This window comes from Chelatococcus caeni, from assembly GCF_014196925.1.
Lineage (GTDB): Bacteria > Pseudomonadota > Alphaproteobacteria > Rhizobiales > Beijerinckiaceae > Chelatococcus_A > Chelatococcus_A caeni.
Map to the genome: position 1 here is coordinate 133,311 of NZ_JACIEN010000008.1, position 23,848 is coordinate 157,158.

A 23,848-nucleotide genomic window follows, 5' to 3' on the forward strand; every position below is an offset into this window, starting at 1 on the left:
CTTCGGCATGCGCTTTCGGCGCGATAAACGGCTAAGGAGAGCCCATAGCGGGCGCTAGCTTGTGCTGTTGCCCATCCAAACCGTTCGCGCTTTTGCTGCCCCCTCGATGGTCAGCTCCCCAAAGCCAAGCCTTCCCCAGAAGCGGATCGCTCGCGTATTCGCGCGATTGACCCCGACATGAATACCTTTGGCACCTTGCTGCACCGCAATGCTTCGCCATTTATCGAACAGCTTTGAGCCAAACCCACCCCCTTGAATACGGGGCGAAATCTTCAGGTGAAGATGGGCCGGATACTTGCCAACCACGCCTGCTGGCGTTCGCGTCGGGTGGTGGATCATGGATGCCCGCCGCTCGTCCGGCGTCCACACGTCCCGTGACGCTTCAGGTGGATCGGCATAGCGCAGCCGAAGTTGCGGCCACCATTCTCTTTCCAGACGATCTTCCCACTCTTTTGTGTCGATTACTCCAACAGCGAAACCTGCGATACCTTGGGAGTCCTCGATAACTAGCGCAAGCTGAGGCTCAAGCACTGCGTAAGGCGCGGCGTAGATGTGACCCATCATCTTTGGGTCATCATAGAGATGTGAAGCATCTCGTCCCTCAAAACCAGTGAGGAGAGATACAGCATACAGCGCTTCAATGTCTGCAGACTTGACTGGGCGGATATTTATCATCGTGCCTTCCTGGCAGGCCTTTGCTCAGTTTCGGTATAGCGTTTTCCCGTTGGCTAAAGGCTTCTAACCACAGGCGAATGACTGCTTTCGGACGCCGCCAAGAAATTCCCCCCCGTCGGATGCGGATGGCAGAGCGCCGCCATGTATTGCCATTCGGCCCGCAAAGCCGCTGGCCGCCTGCCCCGCTACTTGTAGAACCCCTCACGAAGCTTGATGCCGTGTTCGAGCCAGGCCTTCATGGCGCAGAGCATTCCCGTCCAGCCCTCGCAATTGCCATACGAGGCTGAAAGCCCTTCCGGCGTCTCCAGCCAGCCGTGTTCGGAAATCCGGACGAGCGTGCGACCGTCGTCGGTCGGCTCGAACGTCATGGTGACGGTCGTCCTGCGAGCGCCGGAGGCATCCGTTGGGACTGCCTTCTCCACGCCGTCCCATCGAAGGACGATGCGCCTGTCTTTCTCGACTTCCACCACGTGGACGGGAAACGCCCCGGGAAAGTCGTGAAAGTCCCATGTAACCACCGCGCCTGCTTCGAGCCGCCCCTTTGCGCCTCCCGTCGTGAAGTATTCGGTGAGGTGATCCGGGTTGACGACCGCTTCGAAGACCTCTGCGACGGGTTTTGCGATGCGGCCCGTGATCGTGAACTTCGGGTCCATGGCCAGGTCTCCCTTGCTGCTTCCAGCAGAAATATGTTATAAAAATATAACATGTCAACCGACGACGAAGACGACCGACTGTTCAAGGCGCTGGCCCATCGCTCACGCAGGCGCATTCTCGATGCGCTCAAGGCCGGCCCTCGCACGACAGGTATGCTGTGCGACCTCGTGCCGGAACTCGACCGATGCACGGTGATGCAGCATCTGAAGGTGCTGGAGGACGCGGGCGTCGTGGTGGTCGAGCGGCGCGGGCGCGAGCGTTGGAACCACCTTGATGCCCTGCCGATCCACGCAATCCATGAGCGCTGGATCGGCCCTTATGCGGCCTATGCCGCGTCCATGCTCAGTCGACTCAAGCGGACGAGCGAGCAGGAGGCAAAAGCTCCTCGTACGCTTGAACAAACGGATGCGGCGCAGAGCGAGGGCGACCGCCCAAACGGTTTGGCCAGCCGCCGCCGATGATCCGCCTCCTCGTCGCAAGCGCGCACCTAATCCGCTAAAACGCGACGGCATCGGCGCCGACGAGCATATCGCGCAGCGACGACGGGACCGGGAAGCCGTAGCCGCGCTCCTTCTCATACGCTCGCAAGCGTCCTTCACGGTGGTAAGCGCTCGTGTATATGTCGGCTCCGATCATTTGCAGCGCCAGAACAAGAGCTTGCAAGGCGTCGAACCCCACGGCCTTCCGATCCTGCTTGCCTTCAGGCCAATCGATTTCATAGCGACATGACCATGAGGGCCCCGCTGCCACCGGCTTGTGGACGGAAATTCCGATGGTCTTCTCGCCCTCTTCGGTGCGCAGAAACAACTCATGCGTGATGATAATCATTGTGTCCTCAGTAATTCAGCGGCGGAATGATTTTGACTGCCAAGCAATTCCCCTGTCGCGCAGCCCGCACGGCGTCCAAACCGGGAATGTGATCGGATCGGGCCGCAACAGGGCCCATGCTTGCAAGCCATCGCCCAATCGGCTAGCCCCCTGCGACGTGCAATGCGAACCAGGGAGGCGCGCTCATGTCCAGGACTTCTGCCCCAAGCGCGCTCGCTGGCATCGGTCAGAGCGACAGGCGTTAGGCCCGGTCGCGCCCGATCCCTTCTGAGCCAGTTCACCAGTCACCGGTTCTGCTCGGCCCCCGCGGGCTTGAGAAGAACGGTGTGCATTGCCACGTCGGCCGATCCCACTCCGGGCAAAGGGTGGCGATCGCGCGAACAACTCCGGAATTGTTCATGAAAGACATCGAGCAGCGGGCTGCCGAAGTGCGCGCCGCCGTTACTGTCAGACCACCGAAGCGTGAGGACTATCGCTCGATCTTGTCGTTGCGGCCCCATCCGCACCAGGCGGCGTATATCGCGAGCAACGCGGAATCGCTTGAGGAAGCAGAAGACAATGGTGCCTGCGTGCCGCTCATCATAACCGCGGCAGGTGAGCCCGTCGGGTTCGCCATGTATGCACGCGATGAGGACGACGGGAACTACTGGATCTATCGCCTGATGATCGATGCTCGGTTCCAGGGCAAGGGATATGGGCGGGCTGCCCTGGGGCAAATCGTCGAGCAGCTCTCGCGGCTGCCCGACTGCCCCTGCGTCGTCCTGGGCGTGCATCCCGAGAACGAGCGGGCGCGCCGGATCTACGAGAGCTTCGGTTTCCGGTGCACCGGCGCTGTCATCGGGGGCGAGGTCGTCATGGAATACCGGTTCTGAAACTGACCGGAGGGGCGGCGCACGCACAGGCGCCGCCCCTCGATTGCCAGCCCCCTCCGCCCGCCCTAACCTGACGTCACACCGGCATTCTCGGGGGAGGCGACGCCATGTACGGACTGCTCGGCCAGATCATCGCCACGCCCGGCGCGCGCGACAGGCTGGCGGCCATCCTCGTCGAGGGCACGGCCGACATGCCGGGCTGCATCAGCTATGTCGTCGCCTATGACATGGAGGATGCCGACGCCCTGTGGGTGACGGAGGTGTGGAAGGACAGGGACAGCCACGCCGCTTCGCTCGACCTGCCGGCGGTCAAGGCCGCCATCGCCGAGGCGCGGCCGCTGATCGCGGGTTTCCGCAACCGCCACGAGACCCTGCCCATCGCCGGCGCGGGCCTGCCGGAGGACGCCGGCTGACGGCGTTCAATCGCCGTTGTCGGGCCGGCCCGAAAGCGCGACGTAGAAACCGGCGCCGTCGCGAGCCGGAAGCGGCGTGAGCCGCTCGACCCAGCCCTTGCGCCGCGCCTCGAGCAGAAGGCGGCCGACGGGCTGGAACAGGGTCTCTCCGCTCGTCGGCGAGGCCGGGTCGATGAGCACGGCGACGGATTTTCCCGCGGCGAAGCGGCTGCGCTCCAGCATCTCCTTGATGGACGCGAGCGCCCGCTGGCGGGCCACGCCGCGCAGGTCGATCACTGATTCGGCATCGGCGAGGCCGAGATTGCCGCGCAGCTTGGCTGCATAGATGTCGTCGAAGAAGGGCATGGGCGCGACAACTCGGGCAAGGCTACGCGGGCAAGGCTACGCGGATAAGGCAACGCTGGCGACAGACGCCGGACGACCTCGGGGTAGCCGGACCGGCACCCTGCGGGCCGCGCGGATCGCACTGTTGCCGACAGTCTGTCCACGCCCGCGCCGCCGCGTCAACCGCGACGGCGCTTGCTGCTGTCGAAGCGGAAACGAGGGCCTGTCGGCCCCGCCTCAGCGCACGATGACGTTCTTGAACTGCCAGGGATCGTCGTGGTCGACGTCCTCAGGGAAGAGGACGCCCCGGTCCTGGAGCGGCGTCCAGTCCGTATAGCGGCCGACGACCGGGCCGAGATAGGGCCGCTGCACCTCGAGGCAGCGGCGGAAGTCCATCTCGTCGGCCTCGACCACGCCGCGGTCCGGGTTCTCGAGCGCCCAGACCATGCCGGCGAGCACGGCCGAGGTCACCTGCAGGCCGGTCGCGTTCTGGTAGGGCGCGAGGCGCCGCGTCTCCTCGACGGAGAGCTGCGAGCCGTACCAATAGGCGTTGCGCGCATGGCCGTAGAGCAGCACGCCCAGTTCGTCGATGCCGTCGACGATCTCCTCCTCGTCGAGGATGTGCCACACGTCCTGGATCTTCCACTGGCCGCCCGCCATCTCGTGCAGCGACAGCACGGCGTCGTCGCAGGGGTGATAGGCGTAGTGGCAGGTCGGGCGATAGACCACCTTCCCGCCCTCGCGGGCGGTGAAGTAATCGGCGATGGAGATCGCCTCGTTGTGGGTGATGAGCCAGCCGTGCTGGGCCTCGGCCGTGGGCGTCCATGAGCGCACGCGCGTGCCCGCGCCGGGGCGCATGAGATAGATGCCGGCGCCGCAGCCGAAATCGTGGCCGCGTCCCTCGGGCGGCAGCGTCTTCTCGTGCGTGCCCCAGCCGAGCTCGGCCGGCTGCAGGCCCTCGGCGATGAAGCCGTCGACCGACCAGGTGTTGACGAAGGTGCCGCGTTCCTTGGGCTTCTTCGCGCGCTGGGTGTCGCGCTCGGCGACATGGATGCCCTTGACGCCGGCCTTCATCATCAGCTGCGCCCATTCCTCCCGGCTCGCCGGCTCGGGCTCGTCGAGGCCGAGGTCGGCGGCGAGGTTGAGGAGCGCCTGCTTGACCAGCCAGGACACCATGCCGGGATTGGCGCCGCAGCAGTTCACGGCCGTGCGGCCCGGGCCGAGCGCACTCTTCATGTCGAGCACCGACTCGCGCAGGGCGTAGTTGGAGCGCTGCGAGACCGTGAGGCGCGGGTCCGTGTAGAAGCCGGCCCAGGGCTCGGCCACGGTGTCGACGTAGAAGGCGTCGCACTCGCGCGCGAGGCGCATCATCTCGGTCGACGACACCTCGACCGACAGGTTGACGAGGAAACCTGGTCCCGGCCCGGCCGTCAGCAGCGGCTTGAGGAGATGGTCGAAGTTCTCGCGCGTGATCGCCTCGTTGATGAAGCGGATGCCGCGCTCGTCGAGCACGCCGCGGTTCTTGGCATCGGGATCGATGACCACGAATTTCGAGCGGTCATGGGCGATGTGGCGTTCGATCAACGGCAGGGTGCCCTTGCCGATGGAACCGAAGCCGATCATGACGATGGGGCCGTCGAAGCGGGCATGCACGGGCCAGTCGGTCATCTCTTCACTCTCCTGGGCTGGCGGGTGATGTCCCGCGGGCGGGACGGACAAAACGGCTGCGACCGCACGAATGCGTGTCCGTGCGGCGCAGTCAATCGGAAAAGCAGGAATCAGGCCGCCCGGGCGTATCCCTTGCCGGCTTCGTGCGCCGCGGCGACGAGCTGGCCGAGGTCGGGCAGGGCCGCAGGAAGCCCGGTCGGTGAGACGAGGCCGCGCGCCCCGGCCAGCACGCCGGGGGCGAGTTCGAGCCCGAGGAAGCGCTCGCGCGCGAAGGGGCCGGGCAGCCACAGGCCGCCCGTCTGCGCCGCCGAGAACCCGAAGCGCGCATAATAGGGCGCATCGCCCACGAGCAGGATGGCGCCGTGGCCGAGATCGGCCGCATCGGCGATGGCGCGGCGCATCAGCGCGCCGCCGACGCCGGCCGAGCGCATGTCCGCCGCCACCGCGAGCGGGCCGAGCATGAGCGCCGGCCGTGACGGACCGGCCGTGACGTGCCACAGGCGCAGGGTGCCGACGAGCCGCCCGCCCTCGCGCGCGGCAAAGGCGAGCCCCTCGGCCGGCAGGCGCCCTTCGCGCAGGCGCTCCGACGTCTTCGTGAAACGCGCCGCCCCGAAGGCCTCGTCGAGCAGCGCCTCGCGTGCCGCGATGTCGCGCGGCTCTTCTTTCCCGATGATCATGGCAATGCCTTCCCCGTCCCGCGGGCGGGACGTTCCGTGCAACCTGCGTTGCTTCGTGAGGAAGGGGAGCCGGCCGCCCGGCTCCCGACGATGGCGGAGCCGGGACCCAGACGGGCCGCGGCTCAGATGTGATAGGCCTTCAGCGGCGGGAAGCCGTTGAACGCGACCGCCGAATAGGTCGTCGTATAGGCGCCCGTGCCCTCGATCAGCACCTTGTCGCCGATCGACAGGCTGACCGGCAACGGATAGGGCACCTTCTCGTAGAGCACGTCGGCGGAATCGCACGTCGGCCCGGCGAGCACGCAAGGCTCCACCGCATCGCCGTCGCGCGGCGTGCGGATGGGGTAGCGGATCGCCTCGTCCATCGTCTCGGCGAGGCCGCCGAACTTGCCGATGTCGAGATAGACCCAGCGCACCTCGTCGCTCGCGCTCTTCTTCGAGATGAGCACGACCTCGGCCTCGATGATGCCGGCATTGCCGACCATGCCGCGGCCCGGCTCGATGATCGTCTCCGGGATCGCGTTGCCGAAGTGGCGGCACAGCGCCTGGAAGATCGACGAGCCATAGGCCTCGACCGCCGGCACGTCCCTGAGGTAGCGCGTCGGGAAGCCGCCGCCGAGGTTGACCATCGACAGGCTGATGCCACGCTCCGCGCACTCGCGGAAGATGCCGGCCGCCGAGGCGAGCGCCTGGTCCCAGGCCTCGGTGTTGCCCTGCTGCGACCCGACGTGGAAGGACACGCCATAGGCCTCGAGGCCGAGGCGGTGGGCGTGCTCCAGCACGTCGACGGCGAGCGAGGGCTCGCAGCCGAACTTGCGCGACAGCGGCCATTCCGCACCCGCGCCGTCGCACAGGATGCGGCAGAAGACCCTGGCACCGGGGGCGGCGCGGGCGACCTTCTCCACCTCGTCCGTGCAGTCCACGGCATAGAGGCGCACACCGAGCGCGAAGGCGCGCGCGATGTCGCGCTCCTTCTTGATGGTGTTGCCGAAGGAGATGCGGTCCGGCGTCGCGCCGGCGGCCATGGCCATCTCGATCTCGGCGACGGACGCCGTATCGAAGCACGAGCCGAGGCCGGCGAGCAGCGTCAGCACCTCCGGCGAGGGGTTGGCCTTGACGGCATAGAACACGCGCGTGTCCGGCAGCGCGCGCGCAAAATCGAGGTAGTTGTCGCGCACGACGTCGAGGTCCACCACGAGGCAGGGACCATCCTCTCGTCGGTTGCGCAGAAATTCGCGGATGCGCTCGGTCATCGACCTGCTCCCAAAGCTCAACAGGGGGCGAAACCGCCCGGCATGACACGGATGCGATAGCCTGCGCCGCCACGCTGTGGAGACGTGACGACGACGAGGGGTTTCACACCCGAACGTGCTGCCTACGCTTTGGAAGGAATGCCTTCCGCACGCCTGGCAATGATGGACAAGCCTCTTCGGTAGCCCGAGCCGACCTTTGGAGGGTCGGTAGAGACCAAAAAAGCCCGTTCCGTCGTTGCTTTAAGCCGCGTCCCCCGCGGAGAGCGGAGTGCGCCGGTTTCGCCTCCGGCTGCCAGTCAAGTGTTCGAAGCGCTGGCGCTTCGGGCGGCTGTCCGGCCTCTTGTCCGGATGCCCACCGACTGGCACGCGACCACAGGCACGTGCGAAATTGGGCATGCGTTTAATAGTATCGTTGCCCGCCTCTCTCAAGACCCGAAGCGTGCAAAAATGTCGAAAAATTTCGTGCCCTCAGCGCAGCCCCGCCTTGATGCTGCCGCATGGGCGGATTGATGGGATCTTAAAGGTCGGAATGGCATCGTTCCGGCGTCGTTGTTCCCACGGGACGAGGACCAGAAAAGCGCAGCAGATGACGATGGACCGCCGCACCCTTCTCAAGATCGCCGCCACGGCCACCGCCGCCGCCTCCCTGATGCCGCGGGCCGCCCTCGCCCAGCAGGTCGACCCCTCCGCCCGCGGCCCGCAGACCCGCCCGCCCTTCGGCTTCGAGGATGTCGTTCGCCGCGCGCGCGATCTCGGCTCCCTGCCCTACGAGCGGCCGGCGAGCGCCGTGGCCGACGTGCTGGCCAAGCTCGACTTCGATGCCTACCGCGACATCCGCTTCCGGCCGGACAAGGCCCTGCTCGCCCAGAGCGGCGGGCCCTTCCGCATGCAGCTTTTCCACCCCGGCTTCCTCTTCCGCCAGCCGGTGACGATCAACGTCATCCGCGAAGGCGTGCCGACGCCGGTGCCCTTCTCCGCCCAGATGTTCGACTACGGCCGCACCAAGCTCGACAAGCCGCTGCCGGTGAACACGGGCTTCGCGGGCTTTCGCCTGCACTATCCGCTCAACAACCCGAAGGTGCTCGACGAGGTCATCTCGTTCCTCGGCGCGAGCTATTTCCGCTTCCTCGGCCGCAACCAGCACTACGGGCTTTCGGCACGCGGGCTCGCGATCAACGCGGGCGGGGAGCCCGAGGAATTTCCCGTCTTCCGCGAGTTCTGGGTCGAGAACCCGGAGGCCGATGCCGAACGCGCCACGATCTACGCCCTGCTCGACAGCCCCTCGATCGCCGGCGCCTTCCAGTTCCACCTCTATCCCTCGGCGCAAAGCGTCCTCGACGTGACGGCGACGCTGTTCCCGCGCACCAGCATCCCGAAGCTCGGCATCGCGCCGCTGACCTCGATGTTCTTCTCGGGCGAGAACGACCGCCACCTCGACACGGGCTACCGGCCGGAGCTGCATGATTCGGACGGCCTGCTCATCCATTCCGGCTCGGGCGAGTGGATCTGGCGACCGCTGCGCAATCCCACGCGGCCCTCCATCGCGGCTTTCGTCGAGAAGAACCCGCGCGGCTTCGGCCTGATGCAGCGCGACAGGCATTTCTCGCACTACCAGGATCTCGACCTCCACTACCAGACGCGTCCCAGCTACTGGATCGAGCCGCGCGGCGACTGGGGCGACGGCCATGTGGAGCTCATCGAGCTGCCCACCGGCGACGAGACGAACGACAACATCGTCGCCGCATGGATCCCCCAGCAGGCGCCGGATCGCGGGCAGGAACTGACCTTCGGCTACCGCATCACCGCCCTCGACCGGGAGACGGAGATGCACACCGGCGGCAAGGTGCTCAACACCTTCGTCACGGTGCCGAAGGCCCACGGCTCGAACGAGCCGGTGCCCGCGGGGGCGCGGCGCTATCTCGTCGACTTCAACGGCGACGACCTGCCCTATTATCTCGGCGATCCGCAGCTGGTGCAGGTCGACGCCAGCCTCTCGGCCGGCCAGGTCACGCGCGCCTTCGTGCTGCCGAACCCGGCCATCGGCGGCTTCCGCGCCTCCATCGACATCGAGGTGCCGGAAGGCCAGACGGGCGACGTGCGCGCCTTCCTGCGCGCCGGCGACAAGGCGCTGACCGAGACCTGGATCTATCCCTGGTCGAGCCAGTAAGGGACTTTTTCGGGCGCTCTGGGAACCAACGAGCGTGAGCCGGGTGCACTATCCCCCTCCCCCCTTGCGAAGGGGAGGGCCGGGGTTGGGGGCAGTGCCGCTGGCTGGTCACCTATCGTCGGTGCTGCCAAGGTCGGGACGATGGCCGGAGAATGACGGGCTGCCGCCTGCAGGCGGCACCGCCGCCCACCCCTAGCCCCTCCCCGCCACTTCGTGGGAGGAGGAGGACAGGCTGCTCCCTCGTCTCTGTCCGCGCTCAAGCCAGACCGGTCTTCCCGTCCCGCCACGGCTGCGGCGGCGGGCAGTCCGCCACTTCGCGCAGCATGGCGATGAAGGCCTCGGCGCCGTGGATGGCGCAGGCCTCGCCCTTCTCGCGGCTGGCGCTCGCGGCGTCGCCCATGGCGCCGGCCTCGTGCAGGTCCTGGCTCATCCAGCCGAAGGACGTCGCCGTCCCGATGCCGATGTGGCGATAGCGCTGCTCCATGGCGAGCGAGCGCGGCTCGAAGTTCTCGGCCTTGTCCATGCGCACGGTATCGGGCCGGAAGGCGAGCATCAGCGAGGTCTCCACCTCGCCCGCATGGATGCCGTGCCTCAGTTCGCGCGCGGCGAAGAGGTCGGGATAGCCGAAACGGTGCCAGGAGGCCGAGACCACCAGCATGTCGTGGGCAACGCGCAGCTCGCGGCCCACGATGTCGATGATGGCGACGTTGCCGCCGTGCGAGTTGACAATGACGAGCTTGCGGCAGCCGGCCCGGGCGATGCTCTGACCGATCTCCGTCCAGGCCCGCATCGCCGTCTCGGCCGATAAAGTGAGCGTGCCCGGATAGGCGAGATGCTCGTTCGACTTGCCGACCGCCTGCACCGGCAGGAAGAGCACAGGCAGATCGTCGGGCAGCCGCCGCGCCACCGCGTCGAGATAGCCCTGCATGATATGGGTATCGACGCCGACCGGCAGGTGCGGGCCGTGCTGCTCGACAGCAGCGACCGGCAGCACGGCGATCGCCTCGCCCATGGGCAGCCGGCGGAAATCGTCGCTCGTCAGGTCGATCCAGTAGCGGGAGGGGAACATGGCGGCAGGTCCTCGGCTTGCGGAATGTCAGCCCGGCGTCAGCCCTTGGCGGCGGCGATGATCTCCACCTCCACCTTGAACTCCTCGCGCGTGAAGCCGGAGACGATCATCAGCGTTGAGGCCGGCGGCGGCTCGCGCACGAATCGGTCGCGCACCTCCATATAGGCCTTCATGAAGGCCCTGTCGGTGACATAGGCGCTGATGCGCACGATGTCGCCGAAATCCATATCCGCCTCGGCCAGGATCGCGCCGATGGCGCGGAAGCACAGCTCGGCCTGGGCGCCGGCATCGTCCGGCACCTCGTCGTTGACGCTGATGCCGAGCTGGCCGGAAGCGAACAGCATGCGGCTGCCGGCCTGCACCTCGACGGCATGGCTGTAGCGGGCGAAGGGCGGGCGGACACCCGCCGGGCTAAGGGCCTTGTTCATTCTTGTCCGTCCGTTGCTCGGAGACTTGCCACACCATCGCGGACGCGCCGCATCACGGCAACGCCCGAATGGGAAGGGCGCCATGCGCCGGGCGGGACCGCCGCCTCGCCGTCCGGCACGGGTCTTGCCAGCGCCGTGCCCGGATCGCCGTTGAACCTTGCCAACCGGCGCGCTGGCATCGCACAACAGGCATCTTCGCTGGAAGGCTGCGCAAGAGGGAGGCAGCGCATGATCGGTTCAAAGGCACTGGCGGCAGGTGTGACGGCCTTGGCCATGCTCGCGGCAACGGGCGGCGCAGAGGCGCTCGACAAGGTACGCTTCGGCACCAACTGGGTCGCCCAGGCCGAGCACGGCGGCTACTACCAGGCCCTCGTCGACGGCACCTACGAGAAATACGGCCTCGACGTCGAGATCGTCCCCGGCGGGCCGCAGTCCAACAACCGCATGCTGCTGCCGGTCGGCAAGCTCGACTTCTACATGGGCGGCAACATGATCCAGGCCTTCTCGGCCGTCCAGGAGAACATCCCGACCCTCATCGTCGCCGCCCATTTCCAGAAGGACCCGCAGGTCATCATCTCCCACCCCGGTATGGACAAGTGGGAGGACCTCAAGGGCGCCACGCTGCTGATCTCCAAGGAGGGCCTCGCCTCCTTCTACCAGTGGATGGTGACCCAGTACGGCTTCAACGAGAGCCAGGTCCGCCCCTACAACTACAACGCCGCCCCCTTCATCGCGGACAAGAAGGCGGGCCAGCAGGGCTACCTCACCTCCGAGCCGCTCGCCGTCGAGCGCGAGGCCGGCTTCAAGCCCAACGTCTTCCTGCTCGCCGACTACGGCTTCTCGACCTATGCGACGACCGTCGAGACGCGCCGCGACCTCGTCGAGAAGAACCCCGATCTCGTGCAGCGCTTCGTCGATGCCTCGGCCATCGGCTGGTACAATTACCTCTACGGCGACAACGCCAAGGCCAACGAGGCCATCAAGCGCGACAACCCGGAGATGACCGACGAGCAGATCGCCTATTCCATCGCCAAGATGAAGGAATACGGCATCGTCGATTCGGGCGACGCGGCCGAGAAGGGCATCGGCGCGATGACCGATGAGCGCATGAAGGACTTCTTCGACAAGATGGTGAAGGCCGGCGTCGTGCCGGCGGACCTCGACTACAAGAAGAGCTACACCCTTCAGTTCGTGAACAAGGGCGTTGGCCTCGACCTCAAGCCCAAGAATTGATCGGGACCTGAACCGACGGGAACAGGATGCGGCCGGGAAACCGGCAACGGCTCGCCCCGGGCGGTTGACGCGCCGGGGCGGGGAGTGCAAGCACTGACGCAATCGACGCCGAGACGAATGCGCGGCATGCCGCCCGGCGGCATGAGATCCAACGACGCTCGAGACCCAATGACGCTCGCTTCGCTGTCGCCGACCCTCGCGGACCGGGAACCGGTCGTGTCCCTCAGCGGGGTCGGCAAGACGTTCTCCAACGGCACGGTGGCGCTCGAGAACCTCGATCTCGACGTCTTCCCGGGCGAGTTCCTGTCGCTGCTCGGGCCATCGGGCTGCGGCAAGTCGACGGCGCTGCGGCTGATGGCCGGCCTCGGCCGGGCGACGCGCGGCGAGGTCTCCATCGCCCGCCACGATCCCGGCGAGCACCGCGGCGACATCGGCTTCGTCTTTCAGGAGCCGACGCTCATGCCCTGGGCGACGGTGGCCGACAACGTCTGGCTGCCCCTGCGCCTCAAGGGCGTTTCCCGGGCGAAGGCGGATGCGGTGATCCGCGACAGCCTCGCGCTCGTCGGTCTCGCGAGCTTTGCCGGCGCCTATCCGCGCGAATTGTCCGGCGGCATGAAGATGCGCGTCTCCATCGCCCGCGCGCTGGCGACGAAGCCCTCCATCCTCCTGATGGACGAGCCCTTCGCGGCGCTCGACGAGATCACCCGCTTCAAGCTCAACGACGACCTCCTGCGCCTCAAGGCCGAGCTCGGCTGCACGGTCGTCTTCGTCACCCATTCAGTCTACGAGAGCGTCTACATGTCGAGCCGCATCGTGGTGATGGCGGCGCGCCCGGGCCGCGTCGTCTCGACGATCGACGTCGACGCGCCGATGCCGCGCAGCGAGAGCTTCCGCGCCACGCCGCGCTATGCCGAACTGTGCCGCGAGGCCTCGGCCGCCCTGCACGGCGCCATGGCGCCCGACGACCATCTCTAGCAGGGCCACGATGAGCGCCTCGACAGACGATACGCCCGCAACCTCCGGCCCCTCGCGCATGAATGCGGCGCGCCTCGCCGCCATCCTCCTGCCGGTCGCGATCCTCCTCCTCGCCGTCGCCGGCTGGGAGGCGGTGGTGCACCTCAACGAGATCCCGCCCTACATCCTGCCGGCGCCGTCGCAGATCGCGGCGACGCTCGTCAAGGACTGGCCGGTGCTGTTCGGCTCGCTGCTCGTGACGCTGCGCATCACCTTTCTCGCGCTGTTCGCCGCCGTCGTCGGGGGCGTCCTGCTCGCCATCCTCTTCGCCCAGTCGCGCTGGATCGAACTGTCCTTCTTCCCCTTCGCGGTGATCCTGCAGGTGACGCCGATCGTCGCCATCGCGCCGCTGCTGCTCATCTATCTCGAGCCGGGCACCGCCGTGCTCGTCTGCGCCTTCCTCGTCGCCTTCTTCCCCATCCTGTCGAACACCGCGCTCGGGCTCGCCTCGGCGGATCACAACCTGCGCGACCTCTTCGACCTCTACGGCGCCTCGCGCTTCAAGCAGCTCGTCTACCTGCGCCTGCCGGCCGCCCTGCCCTATTTCCTCGGCGGGCTGCGCATCGGCGGCGGGCTGGCGCTGATCGGCGCCATCGTCGCCGAGATCGCCGCCGGCACGGCGGGCCAGGGCTCGGGCCTTGCCTTCCGCATCATCGAATCGGGCTACCGGCTCAATATCCCGCGCATGTTCGCCGCGCTCTTCCTGATCTCGGTGGCGGGCATCCTCATCTTCCTCCTCTTCACGGCCCTCAGTCATCTCCTGCTGCACCGCTGGCACGAGAGCGCCCGCAAGCGGGAGGCCTGAGGTGAGCCGCGGCTTCCTTCCGCTCCCCGACGCTCCGGCTTTCGTGCTCGCCGACGCCACGGTGCCGGCGGCGGTGCTGCCCGCGGCGGCCGTACGCAGCGCCGTCGAGGGGCTCGTGCGCTGCGACATCCACGTAGCCGACGGCCGCATCACGCGGATCGCTCCTGCCGGCGGCGAGGAGACGGCGCCCGCACCGGCGCGGGTCGACCTCGACGGCGGCATCGTCCTGCCGCGCCTCGTCGACGTGCACACCCATCTCGACAAGGGTCACATCTGGCCGCGCACGCCGAACCCCGACGGCAGCTTCATGGGCGCGCTCGACAGCGCCGGGCGGGATCGCATCGCCTTCTGGAGCGCCGAGGACGTCGCCGCCCGCATGGACTTCGCCCTGCGCTGCGCCCTCGCCCACGGCACGGGCGCCGTGCGCACGCATCTCGATTCGCTCGGGCCGCAGACCGCCATCTCCTGGCCGGTCTTCGCCGAGATGCGCGAGGCGTGGAAGGGGCGCATCACCCTGCAGGCGACCGCACTCTTCACCTGCGACATCGTCACCGGCGACGAGCCGCAGTTCCGCGACATTGTCGCCACCGTCGCCCGTCATGGCGGCGTCCTCGGCGGCGTCACCTTCCTCGGGGCGGCACCCGATGCGGCGCTCGACCTTGCCCTCGACCGCATCTTCATGGCCGCCGCGGCCAACGGCCTCGACCTCGACTTCCACGTCGACGAGAGCGACGCCCCCGAGGCGCGCAGCCTCGAGCGCATCGCCGACGCCGCCCTGCGCCACCGCTTCAAGGGCCGCATCCTCGCCGGCCATTGCTGCTCGCTCGCCCTGCAGAACGAAACCGATGCCGCGCGCGTTATCGACAAGCTGGGCGAAGCCGGCATTGCCGTGGTCTCGCTGCCGATGTGCAACATGTACCTCCAGGATCGCCGCCCGGGACGCACGCCACGCTGGCGCGGCGTCGCGCCCCTGCACGAGCTGAAGGCCGCCGGAGTGCCGGTGATGGTGGCGAGCGACAACACGCGCGATCCCTTCTACGCCTATGGCGACCTCGACATGGTCGAGGTCTTCCGCGAAGCGACGCGCATCGCCCATCTCGACCACAATGGCGACGACTGGATCGCGGCGGTGACGACGACGCCGGGCGACGTGATGCGCCTCGCCGACGCGGGCCGGCTCGCCGAGGGTGGCACGGCCGACCTTGTCGTGACGCGGGCGCGCAGCTGGACGGAACTTCTGGCACGGCCGCAGGCGGACCGCGTGGTCGTCGTCGCCGGCCGGGCCATCGACGAGGCCTTGCCGGACTATCGCGAACTCGACCGGCTGGTCGCAGCGCAACGAGAGGGACAGGACCGATGACCCACCGCTACGACATCGAGGGGCTGAAGAGCCGCATCGAGGGCATCAAGACCGAGGACAACCCGGCCCTCGTGCGCCAGAAGAGCCGCGACTTCTTCTGGTATTCGCCGACCCTCAAGCGCCAGCTCGAGAACGTCACCGGCGACATCCTCGTCTCGCCCGCGAGCGAGAGCGAGGTGCTGCGCGTGCTCGCCGCCGCCTACGAGCTCGGCATCCCGGTCACGCCGCGCGGCACCGGTACCGGCAACTACGGCCAGGCCATGCCGCTCTCCGGCGGTATCGTCCTCGACATGTCGGGCATGGACAAGGTCAAGGAGATCAGCTCCGGGCGCCTCGTGGCCGAGCCCGGCGCCATGCTCGCCAAGATCGACCGGCAGACCCGCCCCCATTCCGGGCAGGAGCTGCGCCTCTTCCCGTCCACCTATGCCACCGCCTCTCTCGGCGGCTTCATCGCCGGCGGCTCGGGCGGCGTCGGCTCCATCCGCTGGGGTGGCCTGCGCGATGCCGGCAACGTCCTCTCGCTCAAGGTCGCGACCATGGAGGCGAGCCCGCGCATCCTGACGCTCACGGGCGACGACCTGCACAAGGTGGCCCATGCCTACGGCACCAACGGCATCATCACGGAGGTCTCCGTGCCGCTGGCGCCGGCCTACACCTGGGTTGACCTCATCGTCGGCTTCGACACGCTGGCGGGGGCCGCGGCTTATGCCAATGCCCTCGGCGAGCAGGACGGGCTCCTCCTGAAGGAGCTCGCCGTCATCGCCGCGCCGGTGCCGCACGACGTCTTCCTGCGCCACCAGAAGTTCCTGCCGCGCGAGAAGCACATCGCCGTCGTCATGGTGGCGGAGCACGCGCTCGACGCCACCCTCGCCTTCACCCGCCGCTTCGCCGGGGCGGAGGTGCTCTTCCGCCAGGACGTGATGAGCCCCGAGGAGCTGCGCGGCCTGCCGCCCGCCTTCGAGCTCGCCTGGAACCACACGACGCTGCGCGCCCTGCGCATCGACCCGAGCATCACCTATCTGCAGACGCTCTATCCCTTCCCGAACCAGCTCGGCCTCGTCGAGAAGGCCCACGAGCGCTTCGGCGACGAGGTGACGGCCCATCTCGAATTCGTCCGCTTCGACGGCAAGATCACCTGCTTCGGCCTGCCGCTCGTGCGCTTCACCAGCGAGGAGCGCCTCGACGAGATCATCCGCATCCACGAGGACATGGGCGTGCCGGTGTTCAATCCGCATCGCTACACGCTGGAGGAAGGCGGCATGAAGCAGACCGATGCCGTGCAGCTCGCCTTCAAGCGCGAGGCCGACCCGCGGGGCCTCCTCAACCCCGGCAAGATGATCGCCTGGGAGAACCCGGACTACGACTACACGGCGGGCAAGACCTACCTCTTCCCGGGCCTCGCCGACCGCGCCGCCTGACGCCGGGCGGCAGCGATGCGCATCCTCCTCGTCTACTGCCATCCCTGCGCGGAGAGCTTCACCGCGGCGGTGCGCGACACCGCCCTCGCCACCCTGTCGGGCCGGGGCCACGACGTGCGCCTGCTCGACCTCTACGCCGAAGGCTTCGACCCGGTGATGAGCGCGGACGAGCGCCGCGGCTATCATACGCCCGGCACCAACGAGGAGCCGGTCGCCGGCCATCTCGCCCTGCTGCGCTGGGCGGAGGGCCTCGTCTTCGTCCACCCCACCTGGTGGTACGGGCCGCCGGCGATGCTGAAGGGCTGGCTCGATCGCGTCTTCGTGCCGCACGCCACCTTCCGCATGCCTGAGCGCGGCAAGACGACCCTCGGCACCATGGGCCACATCCGCTTTCTCGCCGTCGTCTCCACTCTCGGCAGCCCGCGCTGGTGGTGGTGGTTCATGGGCATGCCAGGCCGGCGCATGCTGCTGACCGGCATCGGCGCCCTGTGCGGCCTCAGGTGCAAGCGCCTCTGGCTCGGCCTGCACGGCATGGACACCGTGACGGCGGACGAGCGCCGGCGCTTTCTCGCCAGGGTTTCGCGCGTCCTCGGCCGTGTCTGACCGACGATAGGCTCAGGCCGTCATTGAAGTGTCACGGCCTGCCGGTCATTATTTCGACGGCAAGGCAAGCCCTTCGATGAGCGAAACTGTTCGAGGCCCGCAATGAAGCACCCGGTCGCCAAGAGTGTCGGGTGGGCACTTGTCCACGCGGCCCGCCTCCACCGCACGCGCGTCGGCGAGCGGCTCAACGGCCTCGGCCTGTTCCCGGGCCAGGAGCAGGTGCTCCAGGCCCTCGTCGGCGGCAAGACGCTGACCATGGGTGAGCTCGCCGGCCTCCTGCGCGTCAAGCCGCCCACCGCCTCCAAGACCATCGCCCGCCTTGCGGCCCAGGGGCTCGTCCAGCGCGCCACCGAGCCGGGCGACGCCCGCATCGTCGTCGTCAGGCTGACCGAGGAAGGCGCCCGCCGCGCCGCCTCGATCGACAACCTCTGGAACGAGGTGGAGGACGAACTGCTGCAGGGCTTCGACAACAAGGACCGCAAGCGCCTGCGCAAGCTCCTGCGCAAGGCTGCCAAGAACCTCGCCGGCAGCACGTCCGACGAGGGCGAGAGCCTCGACGAGGACCCGGACGCCGACGACATCGAGGACGCGCCCGCGATCGCCTCCGTCGGCTGAGTGCCCGCATCATCACAGCACCGCACAAGGCGCAGGGGAGCCTTGCGGGGGGACGACTCGCTCTTCGCCCGCACCTCGTCTAGCGTCGGGCATGGCTCGTTCAAAACGGTTGAAATCGGCAGGATGACGTCGCAGGCCTCGCTCGAAGCGGCGGATGAGAAGGCGCGCAAGGACCGGCTCGTCGCGATCGCCCTGATGTGCGGGGCCCTCCTGTGCTTCGCCTGCCTCGACACCAGCGCCAAGTGGCTCAACCGCTACATGGATCCGATCCAGACGGTGTGGGTACGCTATATCGGCAGCATCATCTTCGTCACGGCGCTCATCAACCCCGCCACGCATCCCGGCGTTCTCAAGACGAACCGGCTCGCGCTGCAGGTGGCGCGCTCGCTGCTGCTCTTCCTGTCGACGATCCTCAACTTCTTCGCCCTGCGCTATCTGCAGCTCGTCGAGACGATGTCGATCCTCTTCTCGACACCGCTCATCGTCGCGCTCATTGCCGGCCCGCTCCTCGGCGAATGGGCGGGGCCGCGACGCCTCGCCGCCATCGGCGTCGGCTTCATCGGCGTCCTCGTCGTCACGCGGCCGGGCATCGGCGGGCTGCATCCGGCCGCGCTGCTCTCCGTCGCCGGCGCCTTTTGCTATGCCCTCTACAGCATCGCCACGCGCGTCCTCGCCGCCCATGATTCGTCCGAGACGACGATGGTCTATTCCGGCTTCGCCGGGGTGGCGCTGACGACGCCGATCATTCCCTTCGTCTGGTCGGCGCCCGCCTCGGCGATGGTCTGGCTCATCATGTTCGCCGTCGGCGCCTTCGGCGCCCTCGGGCACTGGATGCTGATTCTCGCGCACCGGCGCGCCCCGGCCCCGATTCTCGCCCCCTTCATCTATACGCAGATCGTGTGGATGATCGCGCTCGGCCTCATCGTCTTCGGCGACGTGCCGGATGGATGGACGCTCGCCGGCGCCGGCATCGTCGTCATGTCCGGCCTCTATCTGCTCTACCGCGAGCGCGTGCGGAAGGCTCCGCCGAGCCAGGCTGCGGGCTGAGGCCGGTCTTTGCTCGCGTGCCACGACGCAAAAAGTCGATTCCTCAAATGGCCCCTTGACTTAATTCGATTGAAAATGCGTCCTTGCGGGACAAGCAAAGGCCCCGCCGAAGCGGGGCGGACGAGGGGGAAGCGCAGACCATGACCGTCGATGGCTTGATGACAGAAGGCCAGGAACGCGGCCGCGTAACCCTGCAGGTCATCGCCGACAAGCTCTCCCTCTCCACGGCCACCGTCTCGCTCGCCCTGCGCGACAGCGCCGTCGTGGCCGAGAGCACCAAGCAGCGGGTGCAGGAACTCGCCCGTGAGCTGGGCTACATCTACAACCGCAGCGCCGCCAGCCTGCGCACCGCCCGCACCAACATCATCGCGGTCGCCTTCCACGACATCACCAACCCCTATTTCACCGAGCTGCTCAGCACCATCGAGGACACGGCGAGCCGCAACGGCCTCACCATCCTGCTCGGCACCTATGCCGAGAGCCTGGAGAAGCAGAACAAGGTCTTCGCGACGCTTCGGGAATACCGGCCGGACGGCATGATCATCTGCCCCGCCGGCGGCACCACGGTCGCCAACCTGCGCATCCTGACCTCGGCCGGCATTCCCGTCGTGCAGGTGTCGCGCGAGGTGCCGGACGCCCACCTCGACTTCGCCGGCTCCGACGATGCGCGCGGCATGGAGCTGGCGGTCGAGCACCTGCTCGCCCTCGGCCACCGGCGCATCGCGCTCCTCGGCGGCAACGAGCTGATCTCGACCGGGCACAACCGCAGGACCGGCTATCGCAACACCCTCGCCCGCCACGGCATCCGCTTCGATCCCGCCCTCGTCGTCGAGGGCTTCGGCACGCGCGAACTCGGCTTCCGCAGCGTGCAGAGCCTGCTCGAGCTCGACGAGCCGCCCACGGCCGCCGTCTGCTTCAACGACCTCGTCGCCTTCGGCGCGATGCTCGGCCTGCGCCATGCCGGGCGCGAGGCCGGGGTCGACTTCTCGGTCGTCGGCTGCGACGACGTCGCCGAGGCGGCGCAATGGTATCCGGCCCTGACGACGGTCCACAACCGCCAGCTCGAGATGGGCCAGAGCGCCGCCGAGCTGCTCATCCGCCGCATCGCCTCGCCGCAGGCGGAGGTGCGCCGCGTCCTCCTCGAGCCGCGCCTCGTCGTGCGCAACTCGACCTGCCCGCTGCGGTGACAAGGGGCGGACGGCGGACCGCAGGCTCAGTCATCCCTTGATCGCTGCGCCCGCACAACGCGCGCCCCGTCCGGGTTGAGCGACGTGTCGTCTGCAATGGCCTGGCGCACGCCCCCTCGTCATGGCCGGGCTCGTCCCGGCCATCCACGCCTTTGACGTCGCTCATGCTTGTGAGGGCGTGGATGCCCGCGACGAGCGCGGGCATGACGAACAGACCAGCCGGCAGACCAGCGAGCCCTATTCCTTCACCGCGCCGGTCATCGACGAGACGTAGTGCTCGACGAAGAAGGAATAGAGGATGACCACCGGCAGGGAGCCGATGAGCGCCCCGGCCATCAGCGACCCCCATTCATAGACGTCCGAGCGCACCAGCTCCGTCAGCACGCCGACCGGCACCGTCTTGTTCTCCGACGAGGCGATGAAGGTGAGCGCATAGATGAACTCGTTCCACGAGAGCGTGAAGGCGAAGATGCCGGCCGAGATCAGCCCCGGCACCGACAGCGGCAGCAGCACCTTGACGAGGATCTGCCAGCGCGAGGCGCCGTCGATCAGCGCGCATTCCTCGAGCTCGTAGGGGATGGAGCGGAAATAGCCCATCAGCAGCCACGTGCAGAACGGCACGAGGAAGGTCGGATAGGTGAAGATGAGCGCGAGCTTGCTGTCGTAGATGCCGAAGTTGAACACCATCAGCGCCAGCGGGATGAACAGGATCGACGGCGGCACCAGATAGGCGAGGAAGATGGCGAGGCCGACGAAGCGCGAGCCCGTGAAGCGCAGCCGCTCGATGGCATAGGCCGCGAACACCGAGGTGACGAGCGACACGAAGGTCGCCGCCACCGCAACGACCATCGTGTTCACGAGCCAGCCCGGATAGGAGGTCTCGAACAAGAGATAGCGGATGTGGTCGAGCGTCGGGTCGACCACCCAGAAGGGGCTGTAGTTGTGATAGTCCGTCAGCTGCGCGTTCGGTTTGATGGAGGTGATCGCCATCCAGTAGAACGGGAACAGCAGGACGAAGAGAAAGACGAGAAGGGGCAGGTAGACGGTCACGAGCCGCCGCGGCAGGCGCTCGAGATAGCCCATCCCGCCCTCGTCGCCGACGAGGGGCTCGCGAACGGGCGCCGTTTGGGTGGAAGCGCTCATCGGTGTCTCCTCAATCGGCCCCGCCCTGCTGCCAGCGGCGGCGTTGCAGGCCGAAGTAGCTGAACAGGATGGCGGCGAGCAGGAAGGGGATCATGGCGACCGCGATGGCCGCGCCCTCGCCGAGCTGCCCGCCGGGAATGGCGCGCTGGAAGCTGAGCGTCGCCATGAGATGCGTCGCATTGAGCGGTCCGCCACGCGTCAGCACGTAGATGAGCTGGAAGTCGGTGAAGGTGAACAGCACCGAAAAGGTCATCACGACGGCGATGATCGGCGTCAGCATGGGCAGCGTGATGTGGCGGAAGCGCTGCCACGACGAGGCCCCGTCCAGCGTCGCCGCCTCGTGCAGCGAGGGCGGGATGGTCTGCAGGCCGGCGAGCAGCGAGATGGCGACGAAGGGGATGCCGCGCCAGACATTGGCCGCGATCACCGAGGCCCGCGCATTCGTCGCGTCGCCGAGGAAGTTGATGTTGGAATCGATCAGCCCGATTTCGATCAGCGCCCAGGAGATGATCGAGAACTGCGCGTCGTAGATCCACCAGAAGGCGATCGCCGACAGCACCGTCGGCACGACCCAGGGCAGCAGCACGATGGCGCGGAAGAAGGCCTTGAACGGGAGGCGCTCGTTGAGGAGCAGGGCGAGCCACAGGCCGAGCCCGAATTTCAGCGCCGAGGCGACGGTGGTGTAGAGGATGGTGTTGAACACCGACAGCCAGAAGATGTGGTCTTCCCACAGGAGCTGGTAATTCTCGAGCCCGATGAAGACGCCCGAGCGGCCGATGCGCGTGTCGGTGAACCCCAGCCAGACGCCGAGGCCGAGCGGATAGGTGAGGAAGACCAGCAGGAACGCCGCCGCCGGCAACAGGAACAGGAGGCCGAGAACGTTGTGATCGTGCGCGAGCCGCGACAGGCTCCAGCGCGATGACGGGGCGGCCGGGATCGAATCGGCACTGACGGACATACGCCGCTCTCCGGTTTCACAGTGAATGAGACCACCCCGCTGCCGGACCTGACGAGCCGCAGTGGCCTTGAAGAGGCGGCGGCGTCGCCGCCGCCTCCTGGTCGATCAGACGCGGTAGTAGCGGTTGGCGCGCTGCTCGGCGCGCTTGGCCGCATCCTCCGGCGTGCGCTGGCCGGTGGCGGCTTCGGCGAACATGTCGACGAGCACGTAGTCCGCCATCACCGCCGCCGAAGCGTAGCCGAGCGGGCCGGCATAGCCGTTGGGGCGCAGCGTGTCGGAGGCCTTGGCATAGGGCGCATGCACCGGATCCGACGTCCAGATGGGGTTGTTCGCGAAGGCCTTCAGCGTCTGGCAGCAGTACGCGCTCGAGCCCTGGATCCAGTTGTTCATCTGGTCGGCCTCGAACATGAACTGCAGGTAGGCCTGCGCCGCCTGCGGGAACTTCGAATATTTGAAGATCACCGCCGTCGTCGTCTGGTGCAGCTCGACGGTCTGGCCGACCGGGCCGATGGGCAGGTTGGTCGTCCTGATGTCGGCCGCCATCTCCGCCAGCTTCGGATCGTTCTTGGCCGCATAGTAGAGCGACACGCCGTTGGCCGTCACCGACACCTCGCCCGCCAGGAAGGCGCGGTTGTTGTTGACGTCGAGCCAGCTTTCCGTGCCCGGGATGAAGGTCTGGTAGAGCTCGCGTGCATATTTCAGCGCCTCGATCGTCTCCGGGCTGTTGATAACGACCTTGCCGCTCTCGTCGACCATCTTGCCGCCATGGCTCCACAGCAGCCAGTGGGCGTAGTTATTGCCGTCGCCGACGGCCTTGCCGTGCGGGAAGCCGGCCGGGTGGCCCTTGGCCTTCAGCGCTTTGCAGAGTTCGAGGAAGCCTGCGGTATCCTTCGGGAATTCGCTGAAGCCGGCCTCCTTCACCCAGCTCTCGCGGTAGCACAGGGCGTTGCCGATGGTCGCGAGCGGCAGGCCGATGAACCGCCCTTCGCGTTTGGCATAGCCCTCGGGGCCGGCATACCAGCCGCCGTAGCGCGAGCCGAGGTCGTTGGCGAGGTCGGTCACGTCGAGGAGCTTGTCGGGATACTGGTGCGCGTCGTCGAACCACACCCACATGACGTCCGGCCCGGAGCCGACATTGGCCGCGACCGCCGCCTTCGGCCGGATGTCTTCCCAGCTCTCCTTGTCGATGCGCACCTCGACGCCGGTGGCTTCCGTGAACTTCTTGGTATTGGCGAGCCAAGCGTCCTCATCGCCCTTGACGAAGGGCGACCAGCGCAGCACGCGCAGCGAGGCGCCCTGCTCGGGCGTGAACTTCATGGCTGACTGGGCACGGGCCGGCACGGAGCCGAGCATGGACATGCCGGCCGCGCCGGCAGCAAGGCCGGCACTGCCGAGCAGCAGATCGCGTCTCGAAACGGTCATGGGCAATCCTCCGAT

Annotated in this window: 25 protein-coding genes; 13 read left to right on the plus strand and 12 right to left on the minus strand. The window is 67.5% G+C overall.

Translation table 11 applies throughout. From position 1 onward, the window contains the following. Positions 1-54: 54 nt before the first annotated feature. Together GGR16_RS23505 and GGR16_RS23510 are read right to left on the minus strand one after the other, a co-directional pair. Entirely contained in the window at positions 55-675 is a 621-nt protein-coding gene (locus GGR16_RS23505; protein ID WP_082312405.1) for a GNAT family N-acetyltransferase, read from the minus strand. Positions 676-860: 185 nt separating this feature from the next. Next, positions 861-1,328, minus strand: coding sequence for an SRPBCC family protein (locus tag GGR16_RS23510; RefSeq protein ID WP_183318532.1), 468 nt, complete (start codon positions 1,326-1,328; stop codon positions 861-863). Between the two features lie 51 nt (positions 1,329-1,379). Between GGR16_RS23510 and GGR16_RS23515 the strand changes: the two genes are divergently transcribed. After that, positions 1,380-1,790 (plus strand): ArsR/SmtB family transcription factor, encoded by a 411-nt coding sequence (locus GGR16_RS23515; RefSeq protein ID WP_183318534.1) that lies wholly within the window; start codon positions 1,380-1,382, stop codon positions 1,788-1,790. A 34-nt stretch (positions 1,791-1,824) separates the two neighbouring features. On the opposite strand, the gene GGR16_RS23520 is transcribed toward GGR16_RS23515, so the two are convergent. After that, positions 1,825-2,157 carry a DUF6968 family protein gene (locus GGR16_RS23520; protein WP_183318536.1) on the minus strand — a complete coding sequence of 111 codons (333 nt, stop codon included), beginning with the start codon at positions 2,155-2,157 and terminating at the stop codon, positions 1,825-1,827. A gap of 398 nt (positions 2,158-2,555) precedes the next feature. Here GGR16_RS23520 and GGR16_RS23525 point away from each other — a divergent pair, with 398 nt between their 5' ends. Further along, complete coding sequence (locus GGR16_RS23525; protein ID WP_183318538.1) at positions 2,556-3,029, plus strand: GNAT family N-acetyltransferase; 474 nt, start codon at positions 2,556-2,558, stop codon at positions 3,027-3,029. Between the two features lie 107 nt (positions 3,030-3,136). After that, positions 3,137-3,442, plus strand: a complete 306-nt coding sequence (locus GGR16_RS23530) for a putative quinol monooxygenase (RefSeq protein WP_019404236.1) — start codon at positions 3,137-3,139, stop codon at positions 3,440-3,442. A 6-nt stretch (positions 3,443-3,448) separates the two neighbouring features. On the opposite strand, the gene GGR16_RS23535 is transcribed toward GGR16_RS23530, so the two are convergent. The 4 genes from GGR16_RS23535 to GGR16_RS23550 form a co-directional block, all read right to left on the minus strand. Continuing rightward, on the minus strand, positions 3,449-3,787 hold the full coding sequence (locus GGR16_RS23535; RefSeq protein ID WP_019404235.1) for a hypothetical protein: 339 nt from the start codon (positions 3,785-3,787) through the stop codon (positions 3,449-3,451). Between the two features lie 216 nt (positions 3,788-4,003). Beyond that, positions 4,004-5,434, minus strand: coding sequence for a homospermidine synthase (locus GGR16_RS23540; protein ID WP_183318540.1), 1,431 nt, complete (start codon positions 5,432-5,434; stop codon positions 4,004-4,006). 110 nt (positions 5,435-5,544) lie between these two features. After that, on the minus strand, positions 5,545-6,111 hold the full coding sequence (locus GGR16_RS23545; protein ID WP_183318542.1) for a GNAT family N-acetyltransferase: 567 nt from the start codon (positions 6,109-6,111) through the stop codon (positions 5,545-5,547). A gap of 122 nt (positions 6,112-6,233) precedes the next feature. Further along, complete coding sequence (locus tag GGR16_RS23550; protein ID WP_019404232.1) at positions 6,234-7,364, minus strand: type III PLP-dependent enzyme; 1,131 nt, start codon at positions 7,362-7,364, stop codon at positions 6,234-6,236. A 586-nt stretch (positions 7,365-7,950) separates the two neighbouring features. Between GGR16_RS23550 and GGR16_RS23555 the strand changes: the two genes are divergently transcribed. Continuing rightward, positions 7,951-9,531, plus strand: a complete 1,581-nt coding sequence (locus GGR16_RS23555; RefSeq protein ID WP_053193271.1) for an OpgD/OpgG family glucan biosynthesis protein — start codon at positions 7,951-7,953, stop codon at positions 9,529-9,531. Between the two features lie 256 nt (positions 9,532-9,787). On the opposite strand, the gene GGR16_RS23560 is transcribed toward GGR16_RS23555, so the two are convergent. Both GGR16_RS23560 and GGR16_RS23565 read right to left on the minus strand, forming a co-directional pair. Further along, on the minus strand, positions 9,788-10,600 hold the full coding sequence (locus GGR16_RS23560) for a creatininase family protein (RefSeq protein ID WP_183318544.1): 813 nt from the start codon (positions 10,598-10,600) through the stop codon (positions 9,788-9,790). Between the two features lie 38 nt (positions 10,601-10,638). Beyond that, the gene (locus tag GGR16_RS23565) at positions 10,639-11,028 is read right to left on the minus strand and encodes a RidA family protein (protein ID WP_183318546.1); all 390 of its coding nucleotides are present in this window, start codon (positions 11,026-11,028) and stop codon (positions 10,639-10,641) included. A 228-nt stretch (positions 11,029-11,256) separates the two neighbouring features. Between GGR16_RS23565 and GGR16_RS23570 the strand changes: the two genes are divergently transcribed. The 9 genes from GGR16_RS23570 (at position 11,257) to GGR16_RS23610 (ending at position 20,310) form a co-directional block, all read left to right on the plus strand. After that, positions 11,257-12,261 (plus strand): ABC transporter substrate-binding protein, encoded by a 1,005-nt coding sequence (locus tag GGR16_RS23570; protein WP_183318548.1) that lies wholly within the window; start codon positions 11,257-11,259, stop codon positions 12,259-12,261. A 168-nt stretch (positions 12,262-12,429) separates the two neighbouring features. Then, entirely contained in the window at positions 12,430-13,236 is an 807-nt protein-coding gene (locus GGR16_RS23575) for an ABC transporter ATP-binding protein (RefSeq protein WP_183318550.1), read from the plus strand. Positions 13,237-13,246: 10 nt separating this feature from the next. Then, positions 13,247-14,080, plus strand: a complete 834-nt coding sequence (locus GGR16_RS23580) for an ABC transporter permease (protein WP_246373277.1) — start codon at positions 13,247-13,249, stop codon at positions 14,078-14,080. A 1-nt stretch (position 14,081) separates the two neighbouring features. Continuing rightward, complete coding sequence (locus GGR16_RS23585) at positions 14,082-15,440, plus strand: cytosine deaminase (RefSeq protein WP_183318552.1); 1,359 nt, start codon at positions 14,082-14,084, stop codon at positions 15,438-15,440. Next, positions 15,437-16,858, plus strand: coding sequence for an FAD-binding oxidoreductase (locus tag GGR16_RS23590; protein ID WP_183318554.1), 1,422 nt, complete (start codon positions 15,437-15,439; stop codon positions 16,856-16,858). The genes GGR16_RS23585 and GGR16_RS23590 overlap by 4 nt, the downstream gene beginning before the upstream one ends. Positions 16,859-16,873: 15 nt before the next feature. Beyond that, positions 16,874-17,461 (plus strand): NAD(P)H-dependent oxidoreductase, encoded by a 588-nt coding sequence (locus GGR16_RS23595; RefSeq protein WP_183318556.1) that lies wholly within the window; start codon positions 16,874-16,876, stop codon positions 17,459-17,461. Between the two features lie 102 nt (positions 17,462-17,563). After that, a complete protein-coding gene (locus GGR16_RS23600; protein ID WP_053193274.1) occupies positions 17,564-18,076 on the plus strand; it encodes a MarR family winged helix-turn-helix transcriptional regulator in 513 nt (170 codons plus the stop codon). A gap of 123 nt (positions 18,077-18,199) precedes the next feature. Then, the gene (locus tag GGR16_RS23605) at positions 18,200-19,123 is read left to right on the plus strand and encodes a DMT family transporter (protein ID WP_183318558.1); all 924 of its coding nucleotides are present in this window, start codon (positions 18,200-18,202) and stop codon (positions 19,121-19,123) included. 140 nt (positions 19,124-19,263) lie between these two features. After that, positions 19,264-20,310: a LacI family DNA-binding transcriptional regulator gene (locus GGR16_RS23610; protein ID WP_019404220.1), complete on the plus strand. Its 1,047-nt coding sequence runs from the start codon at positions 19,264-19,266 to the stop codon at positions 20,308-20,310. Positions 20,311-20,547: 237 nt separating this feature from the next. Here GGR16_RS23610 and GGR16_RS23615 read toward each other — a convergent pair whose 3' ends face one another. The 3 genes from GGR16_RS23615 to GGR16_RS23625 all read right to left on the minus strand — a co-directional run bounded on the left by GGR16_RS23615 (position 20,548) and on the right by GGR16_RS23625 (position 23,833). Beyond that, positions 20,548-21,453: a carbohydrate ABC transporter permease gene (locus GGR16_RS23615; RefSeq protein ID WP_019401570.1), complete on the minus strand. Its 906-nt coding sequence runs from the start codon at positions 21,451-21,453 to the stop codon at positions 20,548-20,550. 10 nt (positions 21,454-21,463) lie between these two features. Next, a complete protein-coding gene (locus tag GGR16_RS23620; RefSeq protein WP_183318560.1) occupies positions 21,464-22,411 on the minus strand; it encodes a carbohydrate ABC transporter permease in 948 nt (315 codons plus the stop codon). Between the two features lie 105 nt (positions 22,412-22,516). Beyond that, positions 22,517-23,833, minus strand: a complete 1,317-nt coding sequence (locus GGR16_RS23625) for an ABC transporter substrate-binding protein (protein WP_183318562.1) — start codon at positions 23,831-23,833, stop codon at positions 22,517-22,519. Positions 23,834-23,848 lie beyond the last annotated feature (15 nt).

Excerpts from the sequence above, each read along its gene's own strand:
- GGR16_RS23515 (WP_183318534.1), top strand. The coding sequence starts at position 1,380 with ATGTCAACCGACGACGAAGACGACCGACTGTTCAAGGCGCTGGCCCAT.
- GGR16_RS23600 (WP_053193274.1), top strand. The coding sequence starts at position 17,564 with ATGAAGCACCCGGTCGCCAAGAGTGTCGGGTGGGCACTTGTCCACGCG.
- GGR16_RS23620 (WP_183318560.1), bottom strand. The coding sequence starts at position 22,411 with ATGTCCGTCAGTGCCGATTCGATCCCGGCCGCCCCGTCATCGCGCTGG.
- GGR16_RS23610 (WP_019404220.1), top strand. The coding sequence starts at position 19,264 with ATGACCGTCGATGGCTTGATGACAGAAGGCCAGGAACGCGGCCGCGTA.
- GGR16_RS23545 (WP_183318542.1), bottom strand. The coding sequence starts at position 6,111 with ATGATCATCGGGAAAGAAGAGCCGCGCGACATCGCGGCACGCGAGGCG.
- GGR16_RS23580 (WP_246373277.1), top strand. The coding sequence starts at position 13,247 with ATGAGCGCCTCGACAGACGATACGCCCGCAACCTCCGGCCCCTCGCGC.
- GGR16_RS23570 (WP_183318548.1), top strand. The coding sequence starts at position 11,257 with ATGATCGGTTCAAAGGCACTGGCGGCAGGTGTGACGGCCTTGGCCATG.
- GGR16_RS23505 (WP_082312405.1), bottom strand. The coding sequence starts at position 675 with ATGATAAATATCCGCCCAGTCAAGTCTGCAGACATTGAAGCGCTGTAT.
- GGR16_RS23615 (WP_019401570.1), bottom strand. The coding sequence starts at position 21,453 with ATGAGCGCTTCCACCCAAACGGCGCCCGTTCGCGAGCCCCTCGTCGGC.
- GGR16_RS23555 (WP_053193271.1), top strand. The coding sequence starts at position 7,951 with ATGACGATGGACCGCCGCACCCTTCTCAAGATCGCCGCCACGGCCACC.
- GGR16_RS23565 (WP_183318546.1), bottom strand. The coding sequence starts at position 11,028 with ATGAACAAGGCCCTTAGCCCGGCGGGTGTCCGCCCGCCCTTCGCCCGC.
- GGR16_RS23510 (WP_183318532.1), bottom strand. The coding sequence starts at position 1,328 with ATGGACCCGAAGTTCACGATCACGGGCCGCATCGCAAAACCCGTCGCA.
- GGR16_RS23550 (WP_019404232.1), bottom strand. The coding sequence starts at position 7,364 with ATGACCGAGCGCATCCGCGAATTTCTGCGCAACCGACGAGAGGATGGT.
- GGR16_RS23520 (WP_183318536.1), bottom strand. The coding sequence starts at position 2,157 with ATGATTATCATCACGCATGAGTTGTTTCTGCGCACCGAAGAGGGCGAG.
- GGR16_RS23560 (WP_183318544.1), bottom strand. The coding sequence starts at position 10,600 with ATGTTCCCCTCCCGCTACTGGATCGACCTGACGAGCGACGATTTCCGC.
- GGR16_RS23535 (WP_019404235.1), bottom strand. The coding sequence starts at position 3,787 with ATGCCCTTCTTCGACGACATCTATGCAGCCAAGCTGCGCGGCAATCTC.
- GGR16_RS23590 (WP_183318554.1), top strand. The coding sequence starts at position 15,437 with ATGACCCACCGCTACGACATCGAGGGGCTGAAGAGCCGCATCGAGGGC.
- GGR16_RS23525 (WP_183318538.1), top strand. The coding sequence starts at position 2,556 with ATGAAAGACATCGAGCAGCGGGCTGCCGAAGTGCGCGCCGCCGTTACT.
- GGR16_RS23540 (WP_183318540.1), bottom strand. The coding sequence starts at position 5,434 with ATGACCGACTGGCCCGTGCATGCCCGCTTCGACGGCCCCATCGTCATG.
- GGR16_RS23530 (WP_019404236.1), top strand. The coding sequence starts at position 3,137 with ATGTACGGACTGCTCGGCCAGATCATCGCCACGCCCGGCGCGCGCGAC.
- GGR16_RS23625 (WP_183318562.1), bottom strand. The coding sequence starts at position 23,833 with ATGACCGTTTCGAGACGCGATCTGCTGCTCGGCAGTGCCGGCCTTGCT.
- GGR16_RS23575 (WP_183318550.1), top strand. The coding sequence starts at position 12,430 with ATGACGCTCGCTTCGCTGTCGCCGACCCTCGCGGACCGGGAACCGGTC.
- GGR16_RS23595 (WP_183318556.1), top strand. The coding sequence starts at position 16,874 with ATGCGCATCCTCCTCGTCTACTGCCATCCCTGCGCGGAGAGCTTCACC.
- GGR16_RS23605 (WP_183318558.1), top strand. The coding sequence starts at position 18,200 with ATGACGTCGCAGGCCTCGCTCGAAGCGGCGGATGAGAAGGCGCGCAAG.